We start from the raw sequence: 20,682 nt of genomic DNA, 5'->3' as shown, positions 1-20,682 counted from the left end.
TCCCGCGGGACCGCCCGCGCCCGGGACCCCGGCAAGAGAGGAAGCCGCCGTGTCTGTCGAGGGATTCTGGAAGGTGGCCGTGTCCACCCCGTTCGGCGTCCGCCGCACCGAGCTGGAGCTGTTCAGCAAGGACGGTGTCCTGCAGGGCATCTCCCGCGGCGAGAAGGAGACGCTCACCCTGAACGATCTCACGCTGGAGGGCAACCGGCTGTCCTGGTACCAGTCGATCAAGAAGCCGATGCGGATGGACCTGGCCTTCGACGTGACGATCGACGGCGACGAGATGACCGGCACCGCCAAGGGCGGACCGATGCCGGCGGCGAAGGTCAGCGGCCACCGTGAGCCGGCCGCCCAGCCCGCCTGAGCGCACCGCCCGCGCGCCGGCCGCCCCCGCCGCAGCGGCGGGGGCGGCCGACCGTCGATCTCCGTCCTTCGGCCGCACCATCCAACCCGGATATGTATTGACTTAAGTGCATTTATCCACAATGGTCATGGGTACTCGACGCGGGAGCAGCCATGACCGACTTGCCAGAGGGCACCGAGCACCACCGTTACCTGATCATCGGCGCCGGCCCGGCCGGCCTTCAGCTGAGCTACTACCTCCAGCAGGCCGGCAGCGACTACCTGACGCTGGAACGCGCGGCCGAACCCGGCGAGTTCTTCCGCCGGTTCCCCCGCCACCGCAAGCTGATCTCCCTGAACAAGGTGCACACCACCAGCACCGACCCCGAGATCCGGCTGCGCTGGGACTGGAACTCGCTGCTGCACACCCCGGCCGACCTGCCGTTCGCCGACTACAGCCGCGAATACTTCCCCTCCGCCGACGACATGGTCCGCTACCTCGGCGACTTCGCCCGCCACCACGGGCTCGCCGTCCGCTACGACACGAGCGTCGAGCTGGTCACCAAGACCGACGCCGGTTTCCTCGTGCACGCCGGCGGCCGGCTGCTGCACGCCGACTGCGTGGTGTGGGCCGCCGGCTGGGGCCGGCCCAACGTCCCCGACGTACGCGGCATCGAGCACGCGATCGGCTACGAGGACATGTCCACCGACCCGGCCGACTACGCCGACCAGCGGGTGCTCATCCTCGGCAAGGGCAACTCGGCGTTCGAGACCGCCTCGGCGATCCTCGGGCACGCCGCCATGATCCACCTGGCCAGCCCGCGTCCCCTGCGGCTGGCCTGGAACACCAAGCACCCCGGCGACGTACGCGGCCACCACGGCGCGGTCCTGGACAGCTACCAGTTCAAGACCCTGCACTCCGTGCTCGACTGCGTCATCGACGAGATCCGCCCGGTGGGCGACAAGTACGAGGTGCACCTGACCTACACCCACGCCGACGGCGAGACCGCCGTGATGGAGTACGAGTCGGTGCTGCGCTGCACCGGCTTCGCCATGGACACCTCGGTCTTCGCCGACAACTGCCGCCCCGGCATGGTGCCCAGCGGGCGGCTGCCCGCCACCCGCCCCGACTGGCAGTCGGTCGACGTCGACGGGCTCTACTTCGCCGGCACGCTCGCCCAGGACCGCGACTTCAAGAAGGCGTCGTCCGCATTCATCGACGGCTTCCGCTACAACCTGCGGACGCTCACGGCCCTGCTGCGCGAGCGGTACGAGGGCGCGCCGCTGGCGTACGAGAAGGTGGCGGCGGACGCCGAGGCGCTCACCGAGGCGGTGCTGGACCGGGTCAACTGGAGCTCGGCGCTGTGGACGCAGTTCGAGTTCCTCTGCGACGTCCTCGTCGTCGACGCGGCCGCCGGGGTGGTGCGCCACTACCACGACCTGCCCGAGGACCACGCGGTCGCCCGGTTCGGCGGCGAGAGCCACTACTACACGTTCTCGCTGCGCTGGGGCCGCGACGAGTACGGCGACGTGTTCGCCATCGAGCGGCACCCGCAGCCGGACCGGGCCGCCGAGAGCGCCTTCATCCACCCCGTGGTGCGCCGCTACCGGGGCGGGGAACTGGTCGAGGAGCTGCACCTGCTGGAGGACCTGCTGGCCGAGTGGCGCCGGCAGGACCGGCACGTGCAGCCCCTGCGCGAGTTCTTCACCGCGGACCTGGGGCGCTGAGGCCTACCGCAGGACCATGACCTCCGACAGCGACTTGCGGGTCAGCTCCGGCACCGTGACCCCCTCGGCCGGGTAGCCGACCGGCATCACCAGGCAGGCGCGCTCCTCGGCCGGGCGGTCGCAGATCTCGTTGAGGAACCGCATCGGGCTCGGCGTGTGGGTGAGCGTGGCCAGCCCGGACAGGTGCAGGGCGGTGATCAGCACGCCGACGGCGATGCCGACCGACTCCTTGACGTAGTAGGGCTTCGGGGTCTGCGGCCCCTGGTGGACCTCGAACACCACGATGACCACCGGGGCGGTCTCCAGGAACGGCTTCTGCCAGTCGGTGCCCATCGGGGCCACCGCGTCGAGCCACTCCCGGGAGGCGCGGCGGGTGTAGAACTCGATCTCCTCGGCCTCGGCGGCCTCGCGCAGCCGCCGCCTGCGGTCGGCGTCGGTCACCACCACGAACCGCCAGGGTTGCAGGTTCGCGCCGCTGGGGGCGGTCGCGGCGGCCCGGACGGCCTCCTCGACGACCTCCAGCGGCACCGGCTCGTCGGAGAAGTGCCGCACCGACCGGCGGGCCGCCATCCGGTCGGCGAACGCCCGGGCGGTGCGGTTCATCAGCGTGGGTTCCAGCCGGTGCAGGTGGAACGGGACGGTCGCGATCTGGTCCATGAACGGCCTCCATCAGCAGGTCGGGCCCCTCCAGCATCACCCACGCCACCCGCCGCCGGTTGTGCGCGATTGCCCAGATTCGCGGGGTCCGGCCGGGGGGACGGGTGGCCCGCCGGTCTGCGGCAGGTCAGCCCGCCGTCCACTCCGAAAGCCGGTCGACGACGTCGGCGAGCGTCCCGCCGGCGTGCACGACCGCCCGTTGCCGCCGCGCCCCGGTGCCGTCGGCGGCGAGCTGCTCCAGCCACCGCGCGACGGGGTCGTGGTCGCCGTGGGCGCGCAGCGCCGGCTCCACCGTGGCCAGCAGCTCGCGGGCCAGCTCGGCCGCCGGCCGGAGCCGGCCCGTGCGCGGGTCCACACCCGCGCCGTCCAGGCCGTCGCGGGCGGCCCTCCAGTAGGCCACCCGCAGCAGCTCCCCGGCGACGTGCGGGGCGGGCTCGCCAGCGTCCACCGCCGCCGACAGGTGCGCCACGAGCGCCCGCACCAGCGCCGCGTAGCGCGCCGCGTCCTCGGCGGTGAGGGCCGAGTCGGCCACCCGGACCTCCAGCGTCGGGTGCCGTTCCGAGGGGCGCACGTCCCAGAAGATGGTGGCCCGGTCGACGAGGGCGCCGGCGTCCAACAGCCGCTCCACCACCTCGTCGTAGTGCTCCGCCGAGTCGAACACCGGCGGCGGGCCGGCCACCGGCCACCGGCCCCAGACCGTGGTGCGCCAGCTCGCGTAGCCGGAGTCGCGGTCGTCCCAGTACGGCGAGTTCGCGGTGAGGGTCAGCAGCAGCGGAAGGTAGGGCCGCAGGTGGTTGCCGACCAGCACGGCCCGCTGCCGGTCCGGCATCTCCACGTGCACGTGCAGCGCGCACAGCGCCAGCTCGTCGTGCAGCCCCCGGAAGGTCTCGGTGCCCCGGGTCTGGCGCGGGCCGACGGTCATCGGCGGCGGCACCGCCCCGGCGACGGGGGCCGTGCCGGCGGCCACCACCCGCAGACCCGCCGCCCGGGCGCAGTCCGCGACGACCTTGCGGGCCTCGCCGAGCTGGTCGGTCAGCTCGCCGAGGGTGCCGCAGGCGTGGGTCCTGGTCTCCAGTTGCAGGGTGGTGATCTCCCCGGACACCCGCTCCCCGAGCGACGCCGACGCCGCCGCGACGACCTCGGCGGCCCGGGGCACCGGGGCCCGGGTGGCGGCGTCGACGACGAGGAACTCCTCCTCCACCCCGAAACGGGGCGGGGCCGGGGACCGGCGCGTGCTGCGGCTCATGACACACCATTATGGACGGTGTGCGGGCCCGTGGACAGCAGCGACGCGCCTCACAGGCGCGCGGGCACGCCCCGGGCCGCGGGCGTCGGGCCCCGCCGCTGCCGGGTGAGCACCCCGGCGACGGTCGCGGCGAGCAGGGCGGCCCGGTCGGGCATCTGGCTGACGTCCACCCACTCGCTGCGGGCGTGCGACCCGCCGCCCACCCCGCCCAGGCCGTCGAGGGTGGCCACGCCCAGCGACCCGGTGAAGTTCGCGTCGGAGGCGCCGGCGGCGTGCGCGGCCTCCAGCGGCGGCAGGCCCAGCTCGCGACCCGCCCGGCGGGCGACCTCCAGCAGCGGCATCGCCACCGCCTCCTGCAGCGGGTAGCGGTTGATCCCGCCGCCCACCACGAGCGCGGCCTCGGCCAGCTGCGGGGTCAGCGCGTGCATCTGCCGGTCCACCCGGTCGAGCTCCTCCCGGGTCCAGGCGCGCACGTCGACGCAGAACGTCGCCGACTCGGGCACCTGGTTGCTGATGCTGCCGGCGCTGAGCACCGTCGGTGTGACGCTGGTGCCCTCGGCGGCGAACGCGCGTACGGCGAGGACCTGGTGGGCCAGCTCGACGGCCGCGTTCACCCCCCGGTGCGGTTCCACGCCCGCGTGCGCGGCCCGGCCGCGGACGGTGATCTCGTACCGCGAACCGCCCTTGCGGGCGACCTTGAGCGCGCCCGTCTCGGTGGACGGCTCGCCCACCAGCACGGCCCGCGACCGGCGGGCCTGCTGCTCGATCAGCGGCCGGGACGTCGGCGACCCGCTCTCCTCGTCGCAGGTCAGCAGCACCCCCACCCGGGAGGGGTCGGGCAGCAGGGACAGGGCGGTGACCAGCTGCACGATGCCGGACTTCATGTCGCACACCCCGGGCCCGGTGGCGATGTGCTCGGCGAGCGCGAAGGGCCAGTCCCGCGTGGTGCCCTCCGGCCACACCGTGTCGTAGTGCCCCAGCAGCAGCACCCGCTGGTCCTCGGCCTGCCAGAGCAGGTGCGGCAGCCCGTCGCGGGTGACCCGCACGGCGGGCCGGCCCAGCAGCGGGCTGATCCAGCTCTCCAGCAGGTCGGCGCAGGCATGCAGGCGCCGCACGGCCCCGGGCGGGGATTCGGCGTGTACGAGTTGGCGAAGTCGGTCCACCATGGTCCCGGACTGCGCCCGGGCCCCCTGCCGTATGTGCGTCGTGTCGACCATGGTGCCGATCGTGGCAGCGGCTGCTGTGCAGCGGCAATACGCATCCGTGCCCTGCTCGTCGCCCTCCGTGTCGGCGCAGGTGCCGGCCCCGCGGACGGCATTCTCGAAGAGATCGCGGGCCGCGGACGCCGGTCGGGGTGGGCACGGTCGAAGAAGCGGACCGGCGGCGGGGCCGGCACCATGCGCAGCAGGACCGCGTCGCCGCCGGCCGCGGCCTGTCACGCCGAGGAGAGACACGTGGCACACATCGATCTGGGTCTGGACGAGACGCAGTACCCGGGCATCAGCGGGCTGATGCGTTACCGGCCGGAGACCGCCGTGGCGCTCAACGCCCTGGCCGAGGCGTTGCTGCACGCCCCGCACCCCACCCTCAGCGCCGGCGAGCGGGAGCTGATCGCCGCGTACGTCTCCGGGCTCAACGAGTGCACGTTCTGCTGCTCGTCGCACTCGGCGTTCGCCGCCGCCCAGCTCGACGGCGGCATGCCGCTGGTGACCCAGGTCCGGACGGACCCGGACACGGCGGAGGTCTCCGCGAAGCTGCGCGGCCTGCTGCGGATCGCCGCCGCCGTCCAGGCGGGCGGCCGCACCGTGAGCGCCGCGTTGGTCGACGCGGCCCGCGCCGAGGGCGCGACCGACCTGGAGATCCACGACACGGTGCTGATCGCCGCCGCGTTCTGCATGTTCAACCGCTACGTCGACGGGCTCGGCACCCGGCTGCCGGAGGACCCGTCGGCCTACACCGAGACCGCGCAGCGGATCAAGGTCGGCGGGTACGTCGGCTAGGCCCGAGCGGCCCCGGCCCGGCGGGCGCGGCCCCGCGCCCGCCGGCACGACCCGCGTCCTAACCGTTGTACGGCATGGTGGGGAACCAGCCGTAGCCGAACATGGCGGGCAATCGCACGTCCCAGTAGACGACCATGAACACGCCCAGCGCGATCAGCAGCGCCCCGGTGACCGCGGCGGTGCGCGCCGGGCTGGCGGCGAGCCACTGCACGAACCGGCCCCGGGTGACCACGATGACCAGCGCGAACAGGGCGGCGACGATGACGATGTTGCCCAGCGACTGGAGCACGAACGCGCCCGCGCCGTACAGCGGGTTGCCGGTGTCCACCGCCCAGTGGAACAGCTTGTTGAACAGCGGGTACGGCCGGCCGATGAGGAACCCGCCGACGAGCGCGCCGAGCACCACGACCCGGGCGACCGGGCGGTGCGCGAACGGGTCCGGCAGCGTGCCGAGGGCGGCCAGGCCGAGGTAGACGAAGGCGAGCCCGATCACGCCGAAGACGACCATCGACTGGACCAGGCGCACGGGCAGCCCGCCGACGGTGCCGGTGGACAGCTGCGGCAGCCGGTCGCCGAGCAGCACGCCGACGAAGCCGTACGTCGCGGCGACCGCCACCATCCCGACGGTGAGCCAGCCGACCGGCCGCAGCAGGACGCGCAGCCCGGCCCGGGTCGCCCCCGCCCCGCCGGCCTGGCTCATCGGGCCGACGGCGGCGGCCATCGCGATGTTGCATGCCGTGAACGTGCCGGCCAGGCCGGAGACGAAGGCGAAGACCAGGCCCGCGACGGTGCCACCGATGGCGGTGCTCTTCGCGTCGTGGCCCAGCAGGGTGTTGGCGACGTTGTCGCCGATCACGTGGTCGACGAACTCGTACGACCACAGCACCGCCAGCAGGACGCCCGCCGCGACGCCGCCCAGGACGATCCCGCGCGAGCGCGGGTGGGTGTGCGCGGAGAGGTGGACCGCGCGTCCTCTTTCGGTGACAGCCATGGATGGATTGTGGGGACGGGTGACTGCATCGACTTCTTCGAGGTTGCCCGATCCGCCCCGGCAGGACGGCAACCTCGAACAAGTGTTCGCGCACCCGCATCCTCCATCGTGGACACATGTCGGTCAACCCGCACCAGTGGCGTCGCGTCCGCACCTCCGTGCCCGTCGTCCTCGGGCGGCTGCTCGACCTCGTCGACGACGCCCCGCCCGACCGGCCCGCCACCGCGCACTGGACGGTGGCGGACACCATGGCGCACCTGTGCGGCGTCGCCGCGATGGGCCTGGCCCTGGTCCGGGGCGGCCCGCCCGACCTGCCGGTGCCCGACCTGCTCGAACTGCGCCGGCGCACCACGGTCGACACGATCTCGGTGATGAACGCCGAGGTGCTGCGGCACTTCACCGAGCGGCGGCTGCCGGTGCTGGCCGGCCGGCTGCGCGCCGACGTCGAGGAGGTGCTGCGGGCGGTCGACGAGGCCGGTCCGGAGCACGAGGTGTCCTGGCTCGGCGGGGCCCGGCTGCCGGTCACGGGCCTGCTGGCCCACCTGCTCAACGAGTTGAACCTGCACGCCTGGGACATCGCCCGGGCGATCGGCCGGCGCTGGGTCGTCGATCCCGCCGACGCGGCGCTCTTCGTGGACCTGTTCATGGTGGGCATGACCAGGCGCGGTTACGGCCGGCTGCTGGACCGGGACGGCCCGGTGCGTCCGGGGACCATCTCGGTGAACTTCCGGCACCGCTTCGGCCCCGAGGTGACGATGGCCCTGTCCGATGGCCGGGTGACGGTGGCGCCGACCGAGTCCCGTCCGGACGTCCGGCTCTCCTTCGACCCGGCGGTGTTCACCCTGATGCTGTTCGGCCGGGTGTCCCGGCCGCGCGCGGTCCTCGCCCGCAAGCTGTGGGTGGGCGGCCGCCGGCCCTGGCTGCTGCCGGTCTTCCTGCGCACCATGCGCCTGCCGTCCTGACCTGGGCCGCCGCCCTTGCCGGCCCCCGGGACGGGCGGCCGTGCCGGCGGACGACGGCCGGCCGGCGGCGGGAGGCGCGGGGCGCAACACGGAAGAAGTGCCCGCACGGCGACGGGTGCGACCGTGGGACGGACAAGGTCCACAAGACCGGAGAGCCTTCCCAAGGAGGACTGGTGACTGTAACCGAAACCCCCACGCGCGAGGAGATCCTCAGCCGCGTCGCCAAGGCCGAGCCGGTGCTGCGGGAGCACGTGGCCTGGTCGGAGGAGAACCGCCGGCTGCACGAGGCGACAGTCGAGGCGATGGCCGAGGCGGGCATCTTCCGGATGCGGGTGCCCAAGCGCTACGGCGGCTACGAGTGCGACGGCGCGACGCTGGTCGAGGTCGGCGCGGCCCTGGGCCGCATCGACGCCTCCGTGGCCTGGGTCGCGATGGTGAACTGGATCCCCACCTACCTGGTCTGCATGTTCCCCGACCAGGTGCAGGACGAGGTCTTCTCGACCCCCGACGTGCGGGTCTGCGGGACCAACGCCCCCAAGGGCACGATGGTGCCGGTCGAGGGCGGCTACCTCCTCAACGGCCGGTGGCCCTTCGTCAGCGGGGCGCACCACGCGCACTGGATGGAGGCGGCGGCCGTGATCCTGCGCGACGGCGCCGAGCCGGAGCCGGTCATGACCATGGTGCCGATGTCCGACATGGAGCTCGTCGACGACTGGCACACCACCGGGCTGCGCGGCTCGGGCAGCATCACGACGGTGGCCACGAACGTCTTCCTGCCCGCCGAGCGGGTCATTCCGCTGGGCGCGGCGCTCGCCCCGAACACTCTGTCGGAGACCAACCGGAACATCCCGATCTATTCCACCCCGGCCACGCTGGTCGCCGCGGTCTCCGGGGTCGGCATGCTGGTCGGGATCGCCAAGGCGGCGTGGGACACCTTCTTCGACCGGCTGCCCGACCGGAAGATCATCTACACCGACTACCCGAGCCAGGCCGAGGCCCCGCTGACCCACCTGCGGGTCGGGGCCGCCGCCCACAAGATCGACCAGGCGATGTTCCACGCCCGGCGGATCGCCGAGGTCGTCGACCACAAGGCGTTCAGCGGCGAGGCGTGGACCGTCGAGGAGCGGGTCCGCGTGCGCGCCGACCAGGGCGAGGCGGCCCGCCTGGCCAAGGAGGTCGCCGACACCTTCCAGATGGCCAGCGGCGGCACCTCCATCTACAGCGACGTCCCGATCCAGCGCATCGTGCGGGACATCACCTCCGCCGCGCTGCACGGCCTCGTCGTCCCCGACGTCAACACCGAGCTGTACGGCCGGGTGCTGTGCGGGCTGGAGCCCAACACCCTCTACATGTGACGCCCGACCACCGCGCCGGCGCTCCCACCACCGCCGCTGGGAGCGCCGGCGCGGCGCGGCGTCAGCACACGGCGGTGGGGGAGGGCGTCGCGGTGCCGCCCCGGGGCGCCTGCGGGGTCATCAGCCGGACGATCTCCGCCTGGTCGGCCGCCGAGGGCAGACCCCAGTCGGGACGGTAGCCGTACACCTCGCGCAGCGGCGTGGCGGAGGTGCGCCCGTCGAGGATCTCCACCGAGTCCGCGTCGATCAGCCCCGGGTGCTCCACCCCGCACGCCTCGGCGACCTTCACCAGGTCCCGGCGCAGGGTCCGCAGGTAGTTCGCCGCCCGCACCGATTTGCGCGCCGGGTCCAGGCCCCGGGCCAGCCACGGGTGCTGCGTCGCCACCCCGGTCGGGCAGGTGTCGGTGTGGCACTTCTGGGCCTGGATGCAGCCGATCGCCAGCATCGCCTCCCGGCCCACGTTGACCATGTCGCAGCCGAGGGCGAACGCCACCACGGCGTTGTCGGGCAGGCCCAGCTTGCCGGCGCCGACGAACACCACCTGCTCGTGCAGCCCCCGCTCGGCGAACACCTTGTCGGCGAACTCGGCGTGCCGGGACGGGCTGACGCAGTCGCGCCCCTGCGGGACGCCCCGGGTCGCGGCGATCTCCGCCGACACCTTCGCCCCCGGCAGCAGCCCGCCCAGGCTCGGCTTCGCGCCCTGGCTCAGCTTCACCTCCAGCGCCCGCACCGGCGCGCCGGCGACCAGGTCCTTGAGCCGGGCCAGGTCGAACCGGCCGCGCTCGTCGCGGCAGCCGAAGTATGCGGTGCCGAGCTGGAACACCAGCTCCCCGCCGCGCCGGTGGTGCGGTGCTTGATGATCGGATAGCCGGCCGTGTACTCGATGTCGTTGTCCGTGCCGAACCCGAAGTAGTTGTTCTCCTGCTTCGCCGACGCGTACACCCAGCGCCGCTGGTCGCGGGTGAACGGCCGCTCCTCGTTGTTGCCGACCACGATGTACTGCCGCAGCTCGGGGCCGAGCGACTCCAGCAGGTAGCGGGCCCGCCCGAGCACGGGGAAGTTGCGCAGCAGGGCGTGGTCGCGTTGCAGGACGTCGCGGGCGGCGAGGGCCGCGACGGCGGCGGTGACGGCGGGTACGACTCGGCGGGCCCATCTCATGCCGCCAGTCTCCCCGCACCCGCCGGCCGCCGCACGGTTCGTCCGCGCCCCGCCGCCTGCTGCACCTGCAATGGGAAGGGCCCGTGTCGGCTTGCTGATGCCACGCATAACCCGCAGGTTTCCCCGCAGGCGCGGCACGGTAGGGTGTCGGCGTGGCGATGTTCCGGATCGGCGAGGCAGCCGAACTGCTCGGCGTCAGCACCGACACGGTGCGACGCTGGGTCGACGCCGGCCGCCTCGCCGCCACCCGCGACGCGCACGGCCACCGGGTGCTCGACGGCGTGGACCTGGCCGCCTTCGTCCGGGCCGCGGCCGCCGCGCCCGAGGAGCACGCCGAGCTGTCCTCGGCGCGCAACCGGCTGCGCGGCATCGTCACCGCGGTGGTCAAGGACACCGTCATGGCCCAGGTCGACATCCAGGCCGGGCCGTTCCGGGTCGTGTCGCTGATGAGCCGCGAGGCGGTCGACGACCTGGGCCTCGAGGTCGGTGCGATCGCCGTTGCGGTGATCAAGTCGACGACGGTCGTGGTGGAGCGGCCGTCCGCTGCGAAAGGCAGGACCGGCACGTGACCGGAACGACGACCCGCACCGCCCTCGCCGGGGCGTTCGCCCTGGCCCTCGCCCTCGCCGGTTGCGCCGGCGGGTCCGACCGGCCGGCGCCGGGGGAGAGCGGCGCCGAGGTGCGCGGCCCGGTCACCGTCCTCGCCGCGGCGTCGCTGACGGAGTCGTTCCACCGGCTCGGCGACGAGTTCGAGGCCGCCCACCCGGGCACCACCGTCACCTTCAGCTTCGCCGGCAGCTCGGCCCTCGCCACCCAGGTCAACCAGGGCGCCCCCGCCGACGTGTTCGCCGCCGCGTCCCCGGCCACCATGCGCCCGGTCACCGACGCCGGCAACGCCGCCGGCGAGCCGGCCACCTTCGCCCGCAACCAGCTGGTCATCGCCGTGCCGAAGGGCAACCCGGGGGGCGTCGGCGCGCTGGCCGACCTGACCCGGCCCGGGGTGAAGGTGGCGCTCTGCGCCGAGCAGGTGCCCTGCGGCGCGGCGGCCCGCACCGCCCTGGACGCCGCCGGCGTGGCGCTCACCCCGGTCACCCTCGAATCCGACGTCAAGGGCGCGCTGGCCAAGGTGCGCCTCGGCGAGGTCGACGCCGCACTGGTCTACCGCACCGACGCCACCGCCGCCGCGTCCCAGGTGGACGCCGTGGAGTTTCCCGAGTCGGCCCGGGCCGTCAACGACTACCCGATCGTCGTGCTGCGTCAGGCCGGCAACCCGACGGCCGCGCGGGCCTTCGTCGCGTACGTGCTGTCCGACCGGGGCCGGGCCGCGTTGACCGCCGCCGGGTTCCAGCCGCCCCGGGCCTGACCGCCGGTGGTACGCCCACCCGGCCCGGCCCCGCGCCGCCGCGTCCCCGGCCGGCGGGTGCCCGTCGCCCTGTTCGTTCCCGCCGGCCTCGGGCTGGCCTTCCTGGTGCTGCCCCTGACCGGGCTGCTCGCCCGTGCACCCTGGGCCACCCTGCCGCAGCGGCTCGCCGCGCCGGGGGTGCTCACCGCGCTGCGGCTGTCCCTGCTGACCGCCACCGGAGCGACGCTGCTCTGCCTCGCCCTCGGCGTACCACTGGCCTGGGTGTTGGCGCGGGTGCGGTTCCCCGGCCGGCGGCTGGTGCGGGCGCTGGTCACGGTGCCGTTGGTGTTGCCGCCGGTGGTCGGCGGGGTGGCCCTCCTGCTGGTCTTCGGCCGCCGGGGGCTGCTCGGCGGCTGGCTCGACGCGACCTTCGGCGTCACCCTGCCGTTCACCACCGCCGGGGTGGTCCTCGCCGAGGCGTTCGTGGCCATGCCGTTCCTGGTCATCGCCGTCGAGGGCGCCCTGCGCGCCGCCGACAGCCGGTACGAGGAGGCGGCCGCCACCCTGGGCGCGGGCCGGTGGACGACGTTCACCCACGTCACGCTGCCGCTGGTCGCCCCCGGTGTGGCGGCCGGCGCGGTGCTGTGCTGGGCCCGCGCCCTCGGCGAGTTCGGCGCGACCATCACCTTCGCCGGCAACTTCCCCGGCCGCACCCAGACCATGCCGCTGGCCGTCTACCTGGCCCTGGAGACCGACCTGGAGGCCGCGATCGTGCTGAGCCTGGTGCTGCTCACCGTCTCCGTGGCGATCCTCGCCGGCCTGCGCGACCGCTGGGTCACCGGCCCGTGACCGCCGCCGGGCCGCGCCGCCGGGCGGCCGGGACCCCGCTGCTCGACGCCCACCTCGTCGCCGACCGGGGCGGATTCCACCTCGACGTGGCGCTGCGGGTGCGGGCGGGGGAGGTGGTCGCGCTGCTCGGGCCCAACGGCGCGGGCAAGACCACCGCGCTGCGCGCCCTGGCCGGCCTGCACCCGCTGGCGGCCGGGCACCTCACCCTCGACGGGGCCGACCTCGACCGCCCCGACGGGCGGGTGTGGGTCCCGCCGGAGCGCCGCCCGGTCGGCGTCGTCTTCCAGGACTACCTGCTCTTTCCGCACCTGAGCGCCCGCGACAACGTCGCCTTCGGTCCCCGCCGGCGCGGCGCGGACCGGCGCGCCGCCCGCGCCCGCGCCGACGCCTGGCTGGACCGGGTCGGCCTCGCCGGCTACGCCCGCCGCCGTCCCCGGGAGCTCTCCGGCGGCCAGGCCCAGCGGGTGGCGCTGGCCCGGGCCCTCGCCGTGGAGCCGACCCTGCTGCTGCTCGACGAGCCGCTCGCCGCCCTCGACGCCCGCACCCGGGTGGACACCCGCGCCGAGCTGCACCGCCATCTCGGCGCGCACCCCGGCGCGACCGTGCTGGTCACCCACGACCCCCTCGATGCGCTGGTGCTGGCCGACCGGTTGGTCATCGTGGAGGGCGGCCGGGTGGTCCAGGAGGGGGACGCGGCCGCCGTCACCGCCCGCCCCCGCACCGACTACGTCGCCCGCCTGGTCGGGCTGAACCTGCACCGGGGCCAGGCCGACGGCCACCAGGTGCGCGTCGGGGCGCTGACCCTGACCGCCGTCGACCGCGTCGTCGGGGAGGCGTTCGTCGCGTTCCCGCCCGCCGCCGTGGCCCTGCACCCGGCTCGGCCCGACGGCAGCCCCCGCAACACCTGGCCCGCCAGGGTGGCCGGGGTGCAGCGGCACGGGGACCACCTGCGGGTCGAGTTGGACGGCCCGCTGCCGGTCTCCGCCGACGTCACCCCGGCGGCCGTCGCCGCGCTGCGGCTGCGCCCCGGCCAGCAGGTGTGGGCGGCGGTGAAGGCCGCCGAGACCCGCGCGTACCCGGCGGGCGGCTGATCCGCACCGGCTCAGGTGGTCGACGCCTCCGGCCCGGTCGGCACGCGGCCGGCGCGGGGACGCGGGGCGTGCTCCCGCGCCAGCGACCAGCCGTGGCACCACTGCCGCTCCGGCGTCTCGTCCGCGGCCACCGCGAACGCGGTCAGGGCCGCGACCGCCTCCGGGCACCAGTGCGTGGCCGTCTGCGCGACGATGCGGGACAGCGCCTCCCGCCGCCGGCGGAACACCTCGTCGACCAGGCCGGCCCCCGTGACGCTCAGCCGCAGCCGCACCACCCGGCGGTCGCTGGCCGAGCGGGTCCGCTGGACCAGCCCCTTGGCGGCCAGCCGGTCGCACATCCGGGTGCCCGCGGAGGGGGCGACGCCGAGCTCGGCGGCGATCTCCGCCGCGCGTCGGGGCCCTCGCGCGGCCAGGACGACCAGCGTGCGGAACTGGGACAGGGTGACCTCCGGGCCGATCCCGGCCAGCGACCGGGTGGTCAGCCCGACGAGGGCGCCGCTGGCGGCCAGGAGCGCCGCCACCGCCTCGTCCTCGATGCCCGGCGGTGGCTCGGCCATGGTGGACCTCCGGCTGCGGTGCGGGCGACAGAAGTCCATCATGGCAGGGAATCATCCGTTTTGCGCAGCGACAGGCCGGTATGCGCACCCGCTCTGGGCGGGCGCGACGATGCCGGGCGGACCGCCGTCGCCGGTCCGCCCGGCCGGGTCCGTCAGGGTCGCCGGAACGACTGCCGGACCACTCCGCCGACGATCGCGCACCACGTGCCCGTGCCGACCTTGCCGTTGGGCGGCAGGCCGTGCAGCCGCTGCACGTCCTGCACGGCCCGGCGGGTGGCGTGGTCGAACTCGCCGGTCACCGCTACGTCGGCGTAGCCCTTCCAGTTGAGGATGAACTGCACGGCGCTGACCGGCGCGCCGCTGGCGTCCCGGCCCAGCTCGGGGGCGAGGGTCTCCCAGGTGGGCGTGGTGAGGGTGGCGTCCACGTCGACCGGGATGCCGTTGCGGGCCTGCCAGTCCTGCACGGCGGCGACGGTGGCGGCGTCGAACGTGCTGTTGACGGGCACCGCGTAGCCCCGGTGGGTGAGCAGGTACTGCACCACCCGCACCGAGGGGGAGCTGACGAACCGCCACAGGTCCGGCCAGCGCCGGGCCGGCACGTCGCCGAGGCTGGTGCCCAGCTCGCGGGCCACCCGCCTGCGCAGCTCCGGAAACTGCCGGTAGAACGCCGTCCCGGGGCACGCGGTGGTGCGGAAGTCCCAGTGGCCGAAGATGTCGTGGGCGTGCAGGCCGTACTGCCGGCCGATCGTGGCGCAGAGCCTGACCAGCGAGTCCAGCAGCGCCTCCGGCGGGGTCTCGTCGACGTACGTGCCCTCGTTCTCGATGCCGATGGCGCGCCCGTTCTCGCCCGGGCAGTGCGCGGAGACCATCTGCCGGTCGCCGGCGGCCAGCCGTTCGAGGCTGCCGTGCCGGCCCTCCAGCACGTAGCCGCCGCGGCTGACGGTGAAGTGCTGGCCGGTGTCCGACCAGCCGTTGCCGTCCATGTGCAGGTCCTGGCAGTCCCGGGCCAGCTTCACGGCCTGCTCGCGGGAGTAGTCGGTGACGTTCGGGAACGCCATGTGATGCACGATGATCTTGTTGGTGGCGATCTCGCTGACCGAGAGCGGATCGGCCGGCGGCCGGGCGTCCCACTCGTCGCAGCCAATGATCCAGTCGAGGTCCGCACCGGACGCCGCCCGCGCGGAGGCGGGGGTCGCGAGCTGCGTGCCGACGACGGCGACCGTGGCCGCGCCGAGCCCGGCCCGCAGCAGGGTGCGGCGGTCGAGCTCCGGATGGTCGAAGTGCATGGCATCTCCTCTGTGGCCGACGGCGGCGCATGAGTGAAAAGGAGCTCCAGGAGCAACGCGTGATGTGGAGGATATTGCCAACGCGGGTCGCGCGCCAGGGGTTAGTCGCCGCCCCGACGGTCCGGCCCACTTCACCTAGCCTCCTAGGATGCCTTACGCGACGTGCGCCACGTCGCCACAGCCGACCGACACCGACGAACGAAAGCACGCCCGGGGAAGGGGATGCAGCCGTTGCGCCGATGGCCCACTGGACGGCGCCGGTCACAATGAGCGGCGTCGGATTCGGGTGTGGGCGGGCCAGCGGCCCGGGGGAGCGGTGGAGACCGTCGAATGAGCGCCAACAGCTGGCTGGTGTCCGGCTACACCGAGGTCCGTGAGCTGGGCTCGGGTGCGTCGGGTCGGGTGGTGCTGGCCACCCACGACGCGACCGGCACCCCGGTCGCTGTGAAGTACCTCGTCGGTGGCCTCGGCGGTGACCCGTCGTTCCGTGAGTCCTTCCGCGCCGAGGCCCGCCTGCTGGCCGACATCGACGACCCGCACGTTTCCCGCCTCTACGAGTACGTCGAGTCGCCCACCGGGGCGGCGATCGTCATGGAGCTGGTCAACGGCGTCTCGCTGCGGCAGATGCTGCGGGCCAACGGGCCCACCGGGCCGGAGGCGGCGCTCTGCGTCCTCAAGGGTTCGCTGGCCGGCCTGGCGGCCGCGCATGACCGGGGCGTGGTGCACCGCGACTACAAGCCGGAGAACGTGCTGGTCACCGCTCAGGGGGAGAGCAAGCTCGCCGACTTCGGCATCGCCATGCCGATCGGCGGGGAGTCGACCACCATCGTCAGCGGCACGCCCCGCTACATGGCGCCGGAGCAGTGGACCGGCGCGGCGGCGGCCCCGGCCTGCGACATCTACGCCGCGACGGCGACCTTCTTCGAGTGCCTGACGGGCCGTCCCCCGTACGACGGGCGGAGCCTGCTGGCCCTGCGTGACCAGCACGCCAGCGCGCCGGTGCCCACCGATCCGGCCCCGCCGCCGGTGCACGAGCTGTTGCGCCGGGGGATGGCCAAGCGGCCCGACGACCGGCCGCAGCCGGCGCAGGTCTTTCTCGGCTTCCTGGAGCAGATCGCGGGCGGGGCGTACGGGCCGGACTGGGAGGAGCGCGGGGTGCGGGAGCTGGCCCGGCGGGCCGCCCTGCTGGCCGTGTTCTTCCCGTTTCCGGATTCCTCGGGCGGCAGCACGAGCGTGGCCAGCACGGTCCTCGGGTCGGACGCCGGGTTCGGCAGGGGTCGGGAGATCCGCACCGGTCGGCGGATGCGGACGGGGCGGGCGCGTACGGCCCTGGTCGGTGGGGCGTTGGTGGCGGCGGTGCTGGTCGGCGGTGCCGGTTACCGGTACGCCTCGGGTGCGGAGCCCGACGTCGCGGCGCCGGTGGAGGCGAAGGATCCGACCGGGGCGGTGACGCCGTTTTCGGGCGGTGGTTCCGCGTCGGTCGCGCCGGAGGTCACGGTGAGCCCGTCGGGCGGTACCCCGACGCCCGCGCCGACGTCGGCGAGTCCGACGGTGGCGGCCCCGACCACGGGTGCGCCGGCCACGACGCGTCCGCCGTCGTCGACGCCGACGAGCCGGCCCACCCGGACGGCGTCGGCGACTCCCAGCCCGAGTGCGAGCACGTCGTCCCCGCCGTCGGATGTCACCGCGCCCTCGGTGGGGTCGCCGAGCACCGGGGTGACGACGTTGGAGCCGGAGGGCTGCAAGTACGGGCCGAGGTCGACGTCGGTGACGGTGACGGTGACCGACGATCGTTCGGAGGCGGGGGAGTTGCGGGTGACGTTCCGGTACACCGTGGGTCGGTTGTCCACGTCGGTGGGCATGGAGTCGGTGGGGGAGGGCGTCTTCCAGGGCACGTTGGGTCCGTTCGCGGCGCCGGAGACGACGGTTCGTATCCCGGTGTCCGTCACGGCTGTCGACGCCGCGGGGAACTCGGCCGGGCCGGTGGGGCCGGTGTACGTGAGCCTGCAGTCGTTCTGCACGCCGGGTTGATCGCGGGTGGCGGTCGAGCGGGTGGGGTCGAGGTTGATGGGGGGCGGCGTTGAGTAGTCCGAACGAGCCGACGGCGGCGCTGCCTGCCGACGGTGCGCCGACGGAGGTGTTTCCGGTTGCGGGTGCGGGGGAGCCGACCGTGGACCTGGGTAGCACCGTGGGTCTGGGGCGTACGCAGGTGTCCGGGGCCGGTTCGGAGGCGACGGTGGCGGGGGCGGTGTCGTCTCGTACCGTCGGGGTTTCCACCGAGCCGGTGGCCGCGGCCGGGGGTGAGACGCGGTTTGGTCCGGGGGTGCCGGTGGGGCCGCCGGCGGCTCCGGCGTGGCCGCAGTCGGGTGCGGGCGCGGGGGTGCGGTCGCGGTCGGTGTGGCGTCGGGTGGTTTCGGTGCTGTCCACTCTGCTGACGGTGGTGTTGCTGGTGGCCGTGGGGTTGTTCCTGTGGCAGCGGCTGAGCCCGTTGGAGATCGAGGGGGTCACGGTGGCGGTGGTCGAGCCGGCCGGGACCCGGTGTGACGTGACGGTGGTGGTGGCGGCGACGGTGCGGACGAACGGCAACGCCGGGACGATCCGTTACCAGTGGCTGCGTTCCGGTTCGCCGCCCGGTGCGTTGGTCAGCGAGCGGGTCGGCCGGGGGCAGCGGTCGGTGAGTCTGCCGTTGAAGTGGTCGTTCACGGGTGTGGGCGCGGCTCGGGAGACGGCGACGGTCAACATCGTGGAGCCGTCGGTGACGCAGGCGGGTACGGAGGTTCGGTACGCCTGTCGTCGTCGTTGACGGTCGGCCGGGGGTGCCGTTTTCGCGCGGGTGGGTCAGGGTAGAGCGGACGGGTTGTTCGCTGTCCCTGGTGTGAAGGATCTGTGCGATGAGAGACGATTTCGGTGACGCGGTGGGCGACGTGCTGCGTGGGGTGTTGCTTTTCCTGCCCAGGGCCGTGGGTTTCGTGGTGGTCCTGGTGGTCGGGTGGTTGGTCGCCAAGGCTGTGGTGCGGGTGGTGGGCAGGGTGTTGGCGCGGGTCGGGTTCGACCGGGCGGTGGAGCGTGGGGGGATCAAGACGGCGTTGGCGCGGTCGGGGTACGACGCGAGTGAGATCGTGGCGAAGCTGGCGTACTACGGGGTGCTGTTGGTGACGTTGCATGTGGCGTTCGGTTTGTGGGGGCCGAATCCGATCTCGGATCTGATCGCTGCGGTGGTGGCCTGGTTGCCGAGGGCGTTCGTGGCGATCGTGATCGTGGTGGTGGCTGCCGCGATTGCTCGGGCGGTGAAGGACATCATCAGCAGTGCGTTGGGTGGGTTGTCGTACGGGCGGGTGTTGGCGGGTGTGGCGTCGGTGTTCATCGTCGGGTTGGGGGTGATCGCGGCGTTGAATCAGGTGGGCGTGGCGACGGCGGTGACGACGCCGGTGTTGGTGGCGGTGTTGGCGACGGTGGGCGGGATTCTGGTGGTCGGTGTCGGTGGTGGGTTGGTGCGTCCGATGCAGAGTCGGTGGGAGTCGTGGTTGAGCCGGGCGGAGCGGGAGTCGCGGGTGGTGGCGACGCACGCGCGGGCGTATCGGGCGGGGCGGCGGGATGTGGAGGAGCGGTTGGCTGCGGCGGCTGCGCCGGTGGCGGGGGAGGATGTGGATCGGACGCAGGTGGTGCCTCGGGTGGGTGAGGAGTCGGAGCGTACTCAGCCGGTGGGTCCGTATGCGGGGTCGGAGGTGACGCGGCCGGTTCCGCCGTTGGCGCAGCGTGGTGGCGGGCGCGAGGCGGTGGTGGGTGACGATGAGGCGACGGTGGTGATTCCTCGGCCGGACGGGGGTGTCGGACGGTGAGGTGGGGGCTGTTGGCGTCGGCCGGGGTGGTGCGGTTCAGTCGGGTTGGGCGTCGAGGTAGACCCAGCGGCCGTTTTCGCGGGTGAAGCGGCTGTGTTCGGTGAGGGTCGCGGGTCGGCCGGCCTGTCGGTAGTGGGCTTGGAAGGTGACGGTGCCGGTGGTGTCGAGCAGGCCGCCGCGTTCGGTGTGGAGGATGTCGAGTCGGGTCCATCGTTGGCCGGGTTCGGGGTGCAGGTGGGTGGGGCGGGTGGAGGTGTGCCAGCTGCGCAGCAGGTAGGCGGTGTCGCCGATGGCGTAGGCGCTGTATCGGGAGCGCATGAGTGCTTCGGCGGTGGCGGCGTCGGCTTGCCCTCGGTGGAGTTTGCCGCAGCAGTCGGGGTAGGGCTGGCCGGTGCCGCACGGGCAGGGGTGGGTTGCCGGGTTGCGGTGTCGTTTCGCCACGTGGTCATCCTGCCGTAGTGGTGCGGAAAGGGCCGGCCTCGGTGGGGCCGGCCCTTTCTGGTGGTTGCGGGTCAGGAGGTGGCGTAGCCGCGGGTGGCGATCCAGTCGGCGAGGTGGTCGACGGTGATCCAGTAGCTGGCCTGGTCGGGGTTGGCCGAGTCGGCGATCTTGACGGTGTGGCCGTTGTCGCGGTAGCCGACGACGCTGATGTAGTGGCCGCCCTCGAAGGAGTGGGTGACGCCGTCGGTGTCGGTGGTGGTGCCGGCGATGTTGGCGACGACTGCGCGGCCGTTGTCGACGGTGCGGACGATGTCGGCCCGCAGGGTGTCGGTCTGCTTGTCGTCGGCCTTGTGGGTGCGGATCTCGACGCTGCGGTAGGCGTCGGGCTTGCCGGTCTCCTTGTTGAGTACGGGGGTGATGTCGTTGATGGAGTTGGTGCCGGCCTCGGTGGTGCCCATCTCCTTGGCCATGGTGTCCACGTCGATGTTCTTGCCCTGCACGCTCAGCGCGTTGCGCGCCGCCGCCGGGCCACAGTAGTAGAAGTTGGGCTGCGCCTCGTAGCGCACGTCCAGCTGGCGCTCACCCGCCGGCCGACGCTCCGCCTGCACCGACGCGGCGGCCCGCTCCGCGGGGGTGGCCTGCGCGGCCAGCGCCGGACCCGCGATCCCACCAGCGGTCGCAGCGATACCGGCAACGGTCAGAGCGGTACGACGAATCAGATCGGTACGCATGTCAGCGTGCTCCTCTGCTCGGGGGAGACGGCACCGCGAAAGGGGGATACGCGCGGCGGCACCGCGAAGAAAAGTCCGGGGGAAGGACGACCCGGCGGCGGGGGCCT

21 protein-coding genes are annotated in these 20,682 nt (G+C 73.8%); 12 read left to right on the top strand and 9 right to left on the bottom strand.

Features of this window, described 5'->3' with window-relative positions; all coding sequences use genetic code 11:
• Positions 1-49 precede the first annotated feature (49 nt).
• Together GA0070558_RS28200 and GA0070558_RS28195 are read left to right on the top strand one after the other, a co-directional pair.
• Positions 50-364: a hypothetical protein gene (locus tag GA0070558_RS28200; RefSeq protein ID WP_091285256.1), complete on the top strand. Its 315-nt coding sequence runs from the start codon at positions 50-52 to the stop codon at positions 362-364.
• Between the two features lie 152 nt (positions 365-516).
• Positions 517-2,070, top strand: coding sequence for an NAD(P)-binding domain-containing protein (locus tag GA0070558_RS28195; protein WP_091285253.1), 1,554 nt, complete (start codon positions 517-519; stop codon positions 2,068-2,070).
• Positions 2,071-2,073: 3 nt separating this feature from the next.
• Here GA0070558_RS28195 and GA0070558_RS28190 read toward each other — a convergent pair whose 3' ends face one another.
• From GA0070558_RS28190 to GA0070558_RS28180, 3 genes are all read right to left on the bottom strand, one after another.
• Positions 2,074-2,673 (bottom strand): nitroreductase family protein, encoded by a 600-nt coding sequence (locus tag GA0070558_RS28190; protein WP_176734412.1) that lies wholly within the window; start codon positions 2,671-2,673, stop codon positions 2,074-2,076.
• A 181-nt stretch (positions 2,674-2,854) separates the two neighbouring features.
• Positions 2,855-3,973: a carboxylate-amine ligase gene (locus GA0070558_RS28185; RefSeq protein WP_091285246.1), complete on the bottom strand. Its 1,119-nt coding sequence runs from the start codon at positions 3,971-3,973 to the stop codon at positions 2,855-2,857.
• A 50-nt stretch (positions 3,974-4,023) separates the two neighbouring features.
• Positions 4,024-5,088 (bottom strand): M20/M25/M40 family metallo-hydrolase, encoded by a 1,065-nt coding sequence (locus tag GA0070558_RS28180; protein WP_228986237.1) that lies wholly within the window; start codon positions 5,086-5,088, stop codon positions 4,024-4,026.
• A 339-nt stretch (positions 5,089-5,427) separates the two neighbouring features.
• On the opposite strand from GA0070558_RS28180, the gene GA0070558_RS28175 reads away from it, so the two are divergent.
• Positions 5,428-5,973 (top strand): carboxymuconolactone decarboxylase family protein, encoded by a 546-nt coding sequence (locus tag GA0070558_RS28175; protein ID WP_091285243.1) that lies wholly within the window; start codon positions 5,428-5,430, stop codon positions 5,971-5,973.
• A gap of 58 nt (positions 5,974-6,031) precedes the next feature.
• Here the strand turns inward: GA0070558_RS28175 and GA0070558_RS28170 are convergent, their stop codons facing one another.
• On the bottom strand, positions 6,032-6,964 hold the full coding sequence (locus tag GA0070558_RS28170; RefSeq protein WP_091285240.1) for a hypothetical protein: 933 nt from the start codon (positions 6,962-6,964) through the stop codon (positions 6,032-6,034).
• A gap of 116 nt (positions 6,965-7,080) precedes the next feature.
• Between GA0070558_RS28170 and GA0070558_RS28165 the strand changes: the two genes are divergently transcribed.
• Positions 7,081-7,926: a maleylpyruvate isomerase family mycothiol-dependent enzyme gene (locus tag GA0070558_RS28165; RefSeq protein WP_091285235.1), complete on the top strand. Its 846-nt coding sequence runs from the start codon at positions 7,081-7,083 to the stop codon at positions 7,924-7,926.
• Positions 7,927-8,099: 173 nt separating this feature from the next.
• A complete protein-coding gene (locus GA0070558_RS28160; RefSeq protein WP_091285232.1) occupies positions 8,100-9,281 on the top strand; it encodes an acyl-CoA dehydrogenase family protein in 1,182 nt (393 codons plus the stop codon).
• A 61-nt stretch (positions 9,282-9,342) separates the two neighbouring features.
• On the opposite strand, the gene GA0070558_RS28155 is transcribed toward GA0070558_RS28160, so the two are convergent.
• Positions 9,343-10,434: a glutamate synthase-related protein gene (locus tag GA0070558_RS28155; RefSeq protein ID WP_256092167.1), complete on the bottom strand. Its 1,092-nt coding sequence runs from the start codon at positions 10,432-10,434 to the stop codon at positions 9,343-9,345.
• A 157-nt stretch (positions 10,435-10,591) separates the two neighbouring features.
• On the opposite strand from GA0070558_RS28155, the gene GA0070558_RS28150 reads away from it, so the two are divergent.
• Genes GA0070558_RS28150 through GA0070558_RS28135 form a run of 4 tightly spaced genes read left to right on the top strand, consistent with a single transcriptional unit; the run spans position 10,592 to position 13,721 of the window.
• On the top strand, positions 10,592-11,008 hold the full coding sequence (locus GA0070558_RS28150) for a TOBE domain-containing protein (protein WP_091285228.1): 417 nt from the start codon (positions 10,592-10,594) through the stop codon (positions 11,006-11,008).
• Positions 11,005-11,802, top strand: a complete 798-nt coding sequence (gene modA / locus GA0070558_RS28145; protein ID WP_077940259.1) for a molybdate ABC transporter substrate-binding protein — start codon at positions 11,005-11,007, stop codon at positions 11,800-11,802. Before GA0070558_RS28150 ends, modA begins: the two co-directional genes overlap by 4 nt.
• A 6-nt stretch (positions 11,803-11,808) precedes the next feature.
• Positions 11,809-12,630 carry an ABC transporter permease gene (locus GA0070558_RS28140; RefSeq protein ID WP_091285225.1) on the top strand — a complete coding sequence of 274 codons (822 nt, stop codon included), beginning with the start codon at positions 11,809-11,811 and terminating at the stop codon, positions 12,628-12,630.
• Positions 12,627-13,721 (top strand): ABC transporter ATP-binding protein, encoded by a 1,095-nt coding sequence (locus GA0070558_RS28135; RefSeq protein WP_176734409.1) that lies wholly within the window; start codon positions 12,627-12,629, stop codon positions 13,719-13,721. Before GA0070558_RS28140 ends, GA0070558_RS28135 begins: the two co-directional genes overlap by 4 nt.
• Positions 13,722-13,732: 11 nt before the next feature.
• Here the strand turns inward: GA0070558_RS28135 and GA0070558_RS28130 are convergent, their stop codons facing one another.
• Positions 13,733-14,278 (bottom strand): MarR family winged helix-turn-helix transcriptional regulator, encoded by a 546-nt coding sequence (locus GA0070558_RS28130; RefSeq protein WP_256092166.1) that lies wholly within the window; start codon positions 14,276-14,278, stop codon positions 13,733-13,735.
• 152 nt (positions 14,279-14,430) lie between these two features.
• Positions 14,431-15,564, bottom strand: a complete 1,134-nt coding sequence (locus tag GA0070558_RS28125) for a peptidoglycan recognition protein family protein (RefSeq protein WP_091285222.1) — start codon at positions 15,562-15,564, stop codon at positions 14,431-14,433.
• Between the two features lie 330 nt (positions 15,565-15,894).
• On the opposite strand from GA0070558_RS28125, the gene GA0070558_RS28120 reads away from it, so the two are divergent.
• The 3 genes from GA0070558_RS28120 (at position 15,895) to GA0070558_RS28110 (ending at position 19,403) form a co-directional block, all read left to right on the top strand.
• Positions 15,895-17,595 carry a serine/threonine protein kinase gene (locus GA0070558_RS28120; RefSeq protein WP_091285217.1) on the top strand — a complete coding sequence of 567 codons (1,701 nt, stop codon included), beginning with the start codon at positions 15,895-15,897 and terminating at the stop codon, positions 17,593-17,595.
• Positions 17,596-17,980: 385 nt separating this feature from the next.
• Positions 17,981-18,367: a hypothetical protein gene (locus tag GA0070558_RS34670; protein WP_256092165.1), complete on the top strand. Its 387-nt coding sequence runs from the start codon at positions 17,981-17,983 to the stop codon at positions 18,365-18,367.
• An 88-nt stretch (positions 18,368-18,455) separates the two neighbouring features.
• Entirely contained in the window at positions 18,456-19,403 is a 948-nt protein-coding gene (locus GA0070558_RS28110) for a mechanosensitive ion channel family protein (RefSeq protein WP_091285210.1), read from the top strand.
• A 36-nt stretch (positions 19,404-19,439) separates the two neighbouring features.
• Here GA0070558_RS28110 and GA0070558_RS28105 read toward each other — a convergent pair whose 3' ends face one another.
• Positions 19,440-19,844 (bottom strand): YchJ family protein, encoded by a 405-nt coding sequence (locus tag GA0070558_RS28105; protein WP_091285206.1) that lies wholly within the window; start codon positions 19,842-19,844, stop codon positions 19,440-19,442.
• A 71-nt stretch (positions 19,845-19,915) separates the two neighbouring features.
• Complete coding sequence (locus GA0070558_RS28100; RefSeq protein WP_091285201.1) at positions 19,916-20,575, bottom strand: C39 family peptidase; 660 nt, start codon at positions 20,573-20,575, stop codon at positions 19,916-19,918.
• Positions 20,576-20,682 lie beyond the last annotated feature (107 nt).

Source organism: Micromonospora haikouensis, from assembly GCF_900091595.1.
Classification (GTDB): Bacteria; Actinomycetota; Actinomycetes; order Mycobacteriales; family Micromonosporaceae; genus Micromonospora; species Micromonospora haikouensis.
This window is presented reverse-complemented; position numbering and strand designations above follow the sequence as displayed.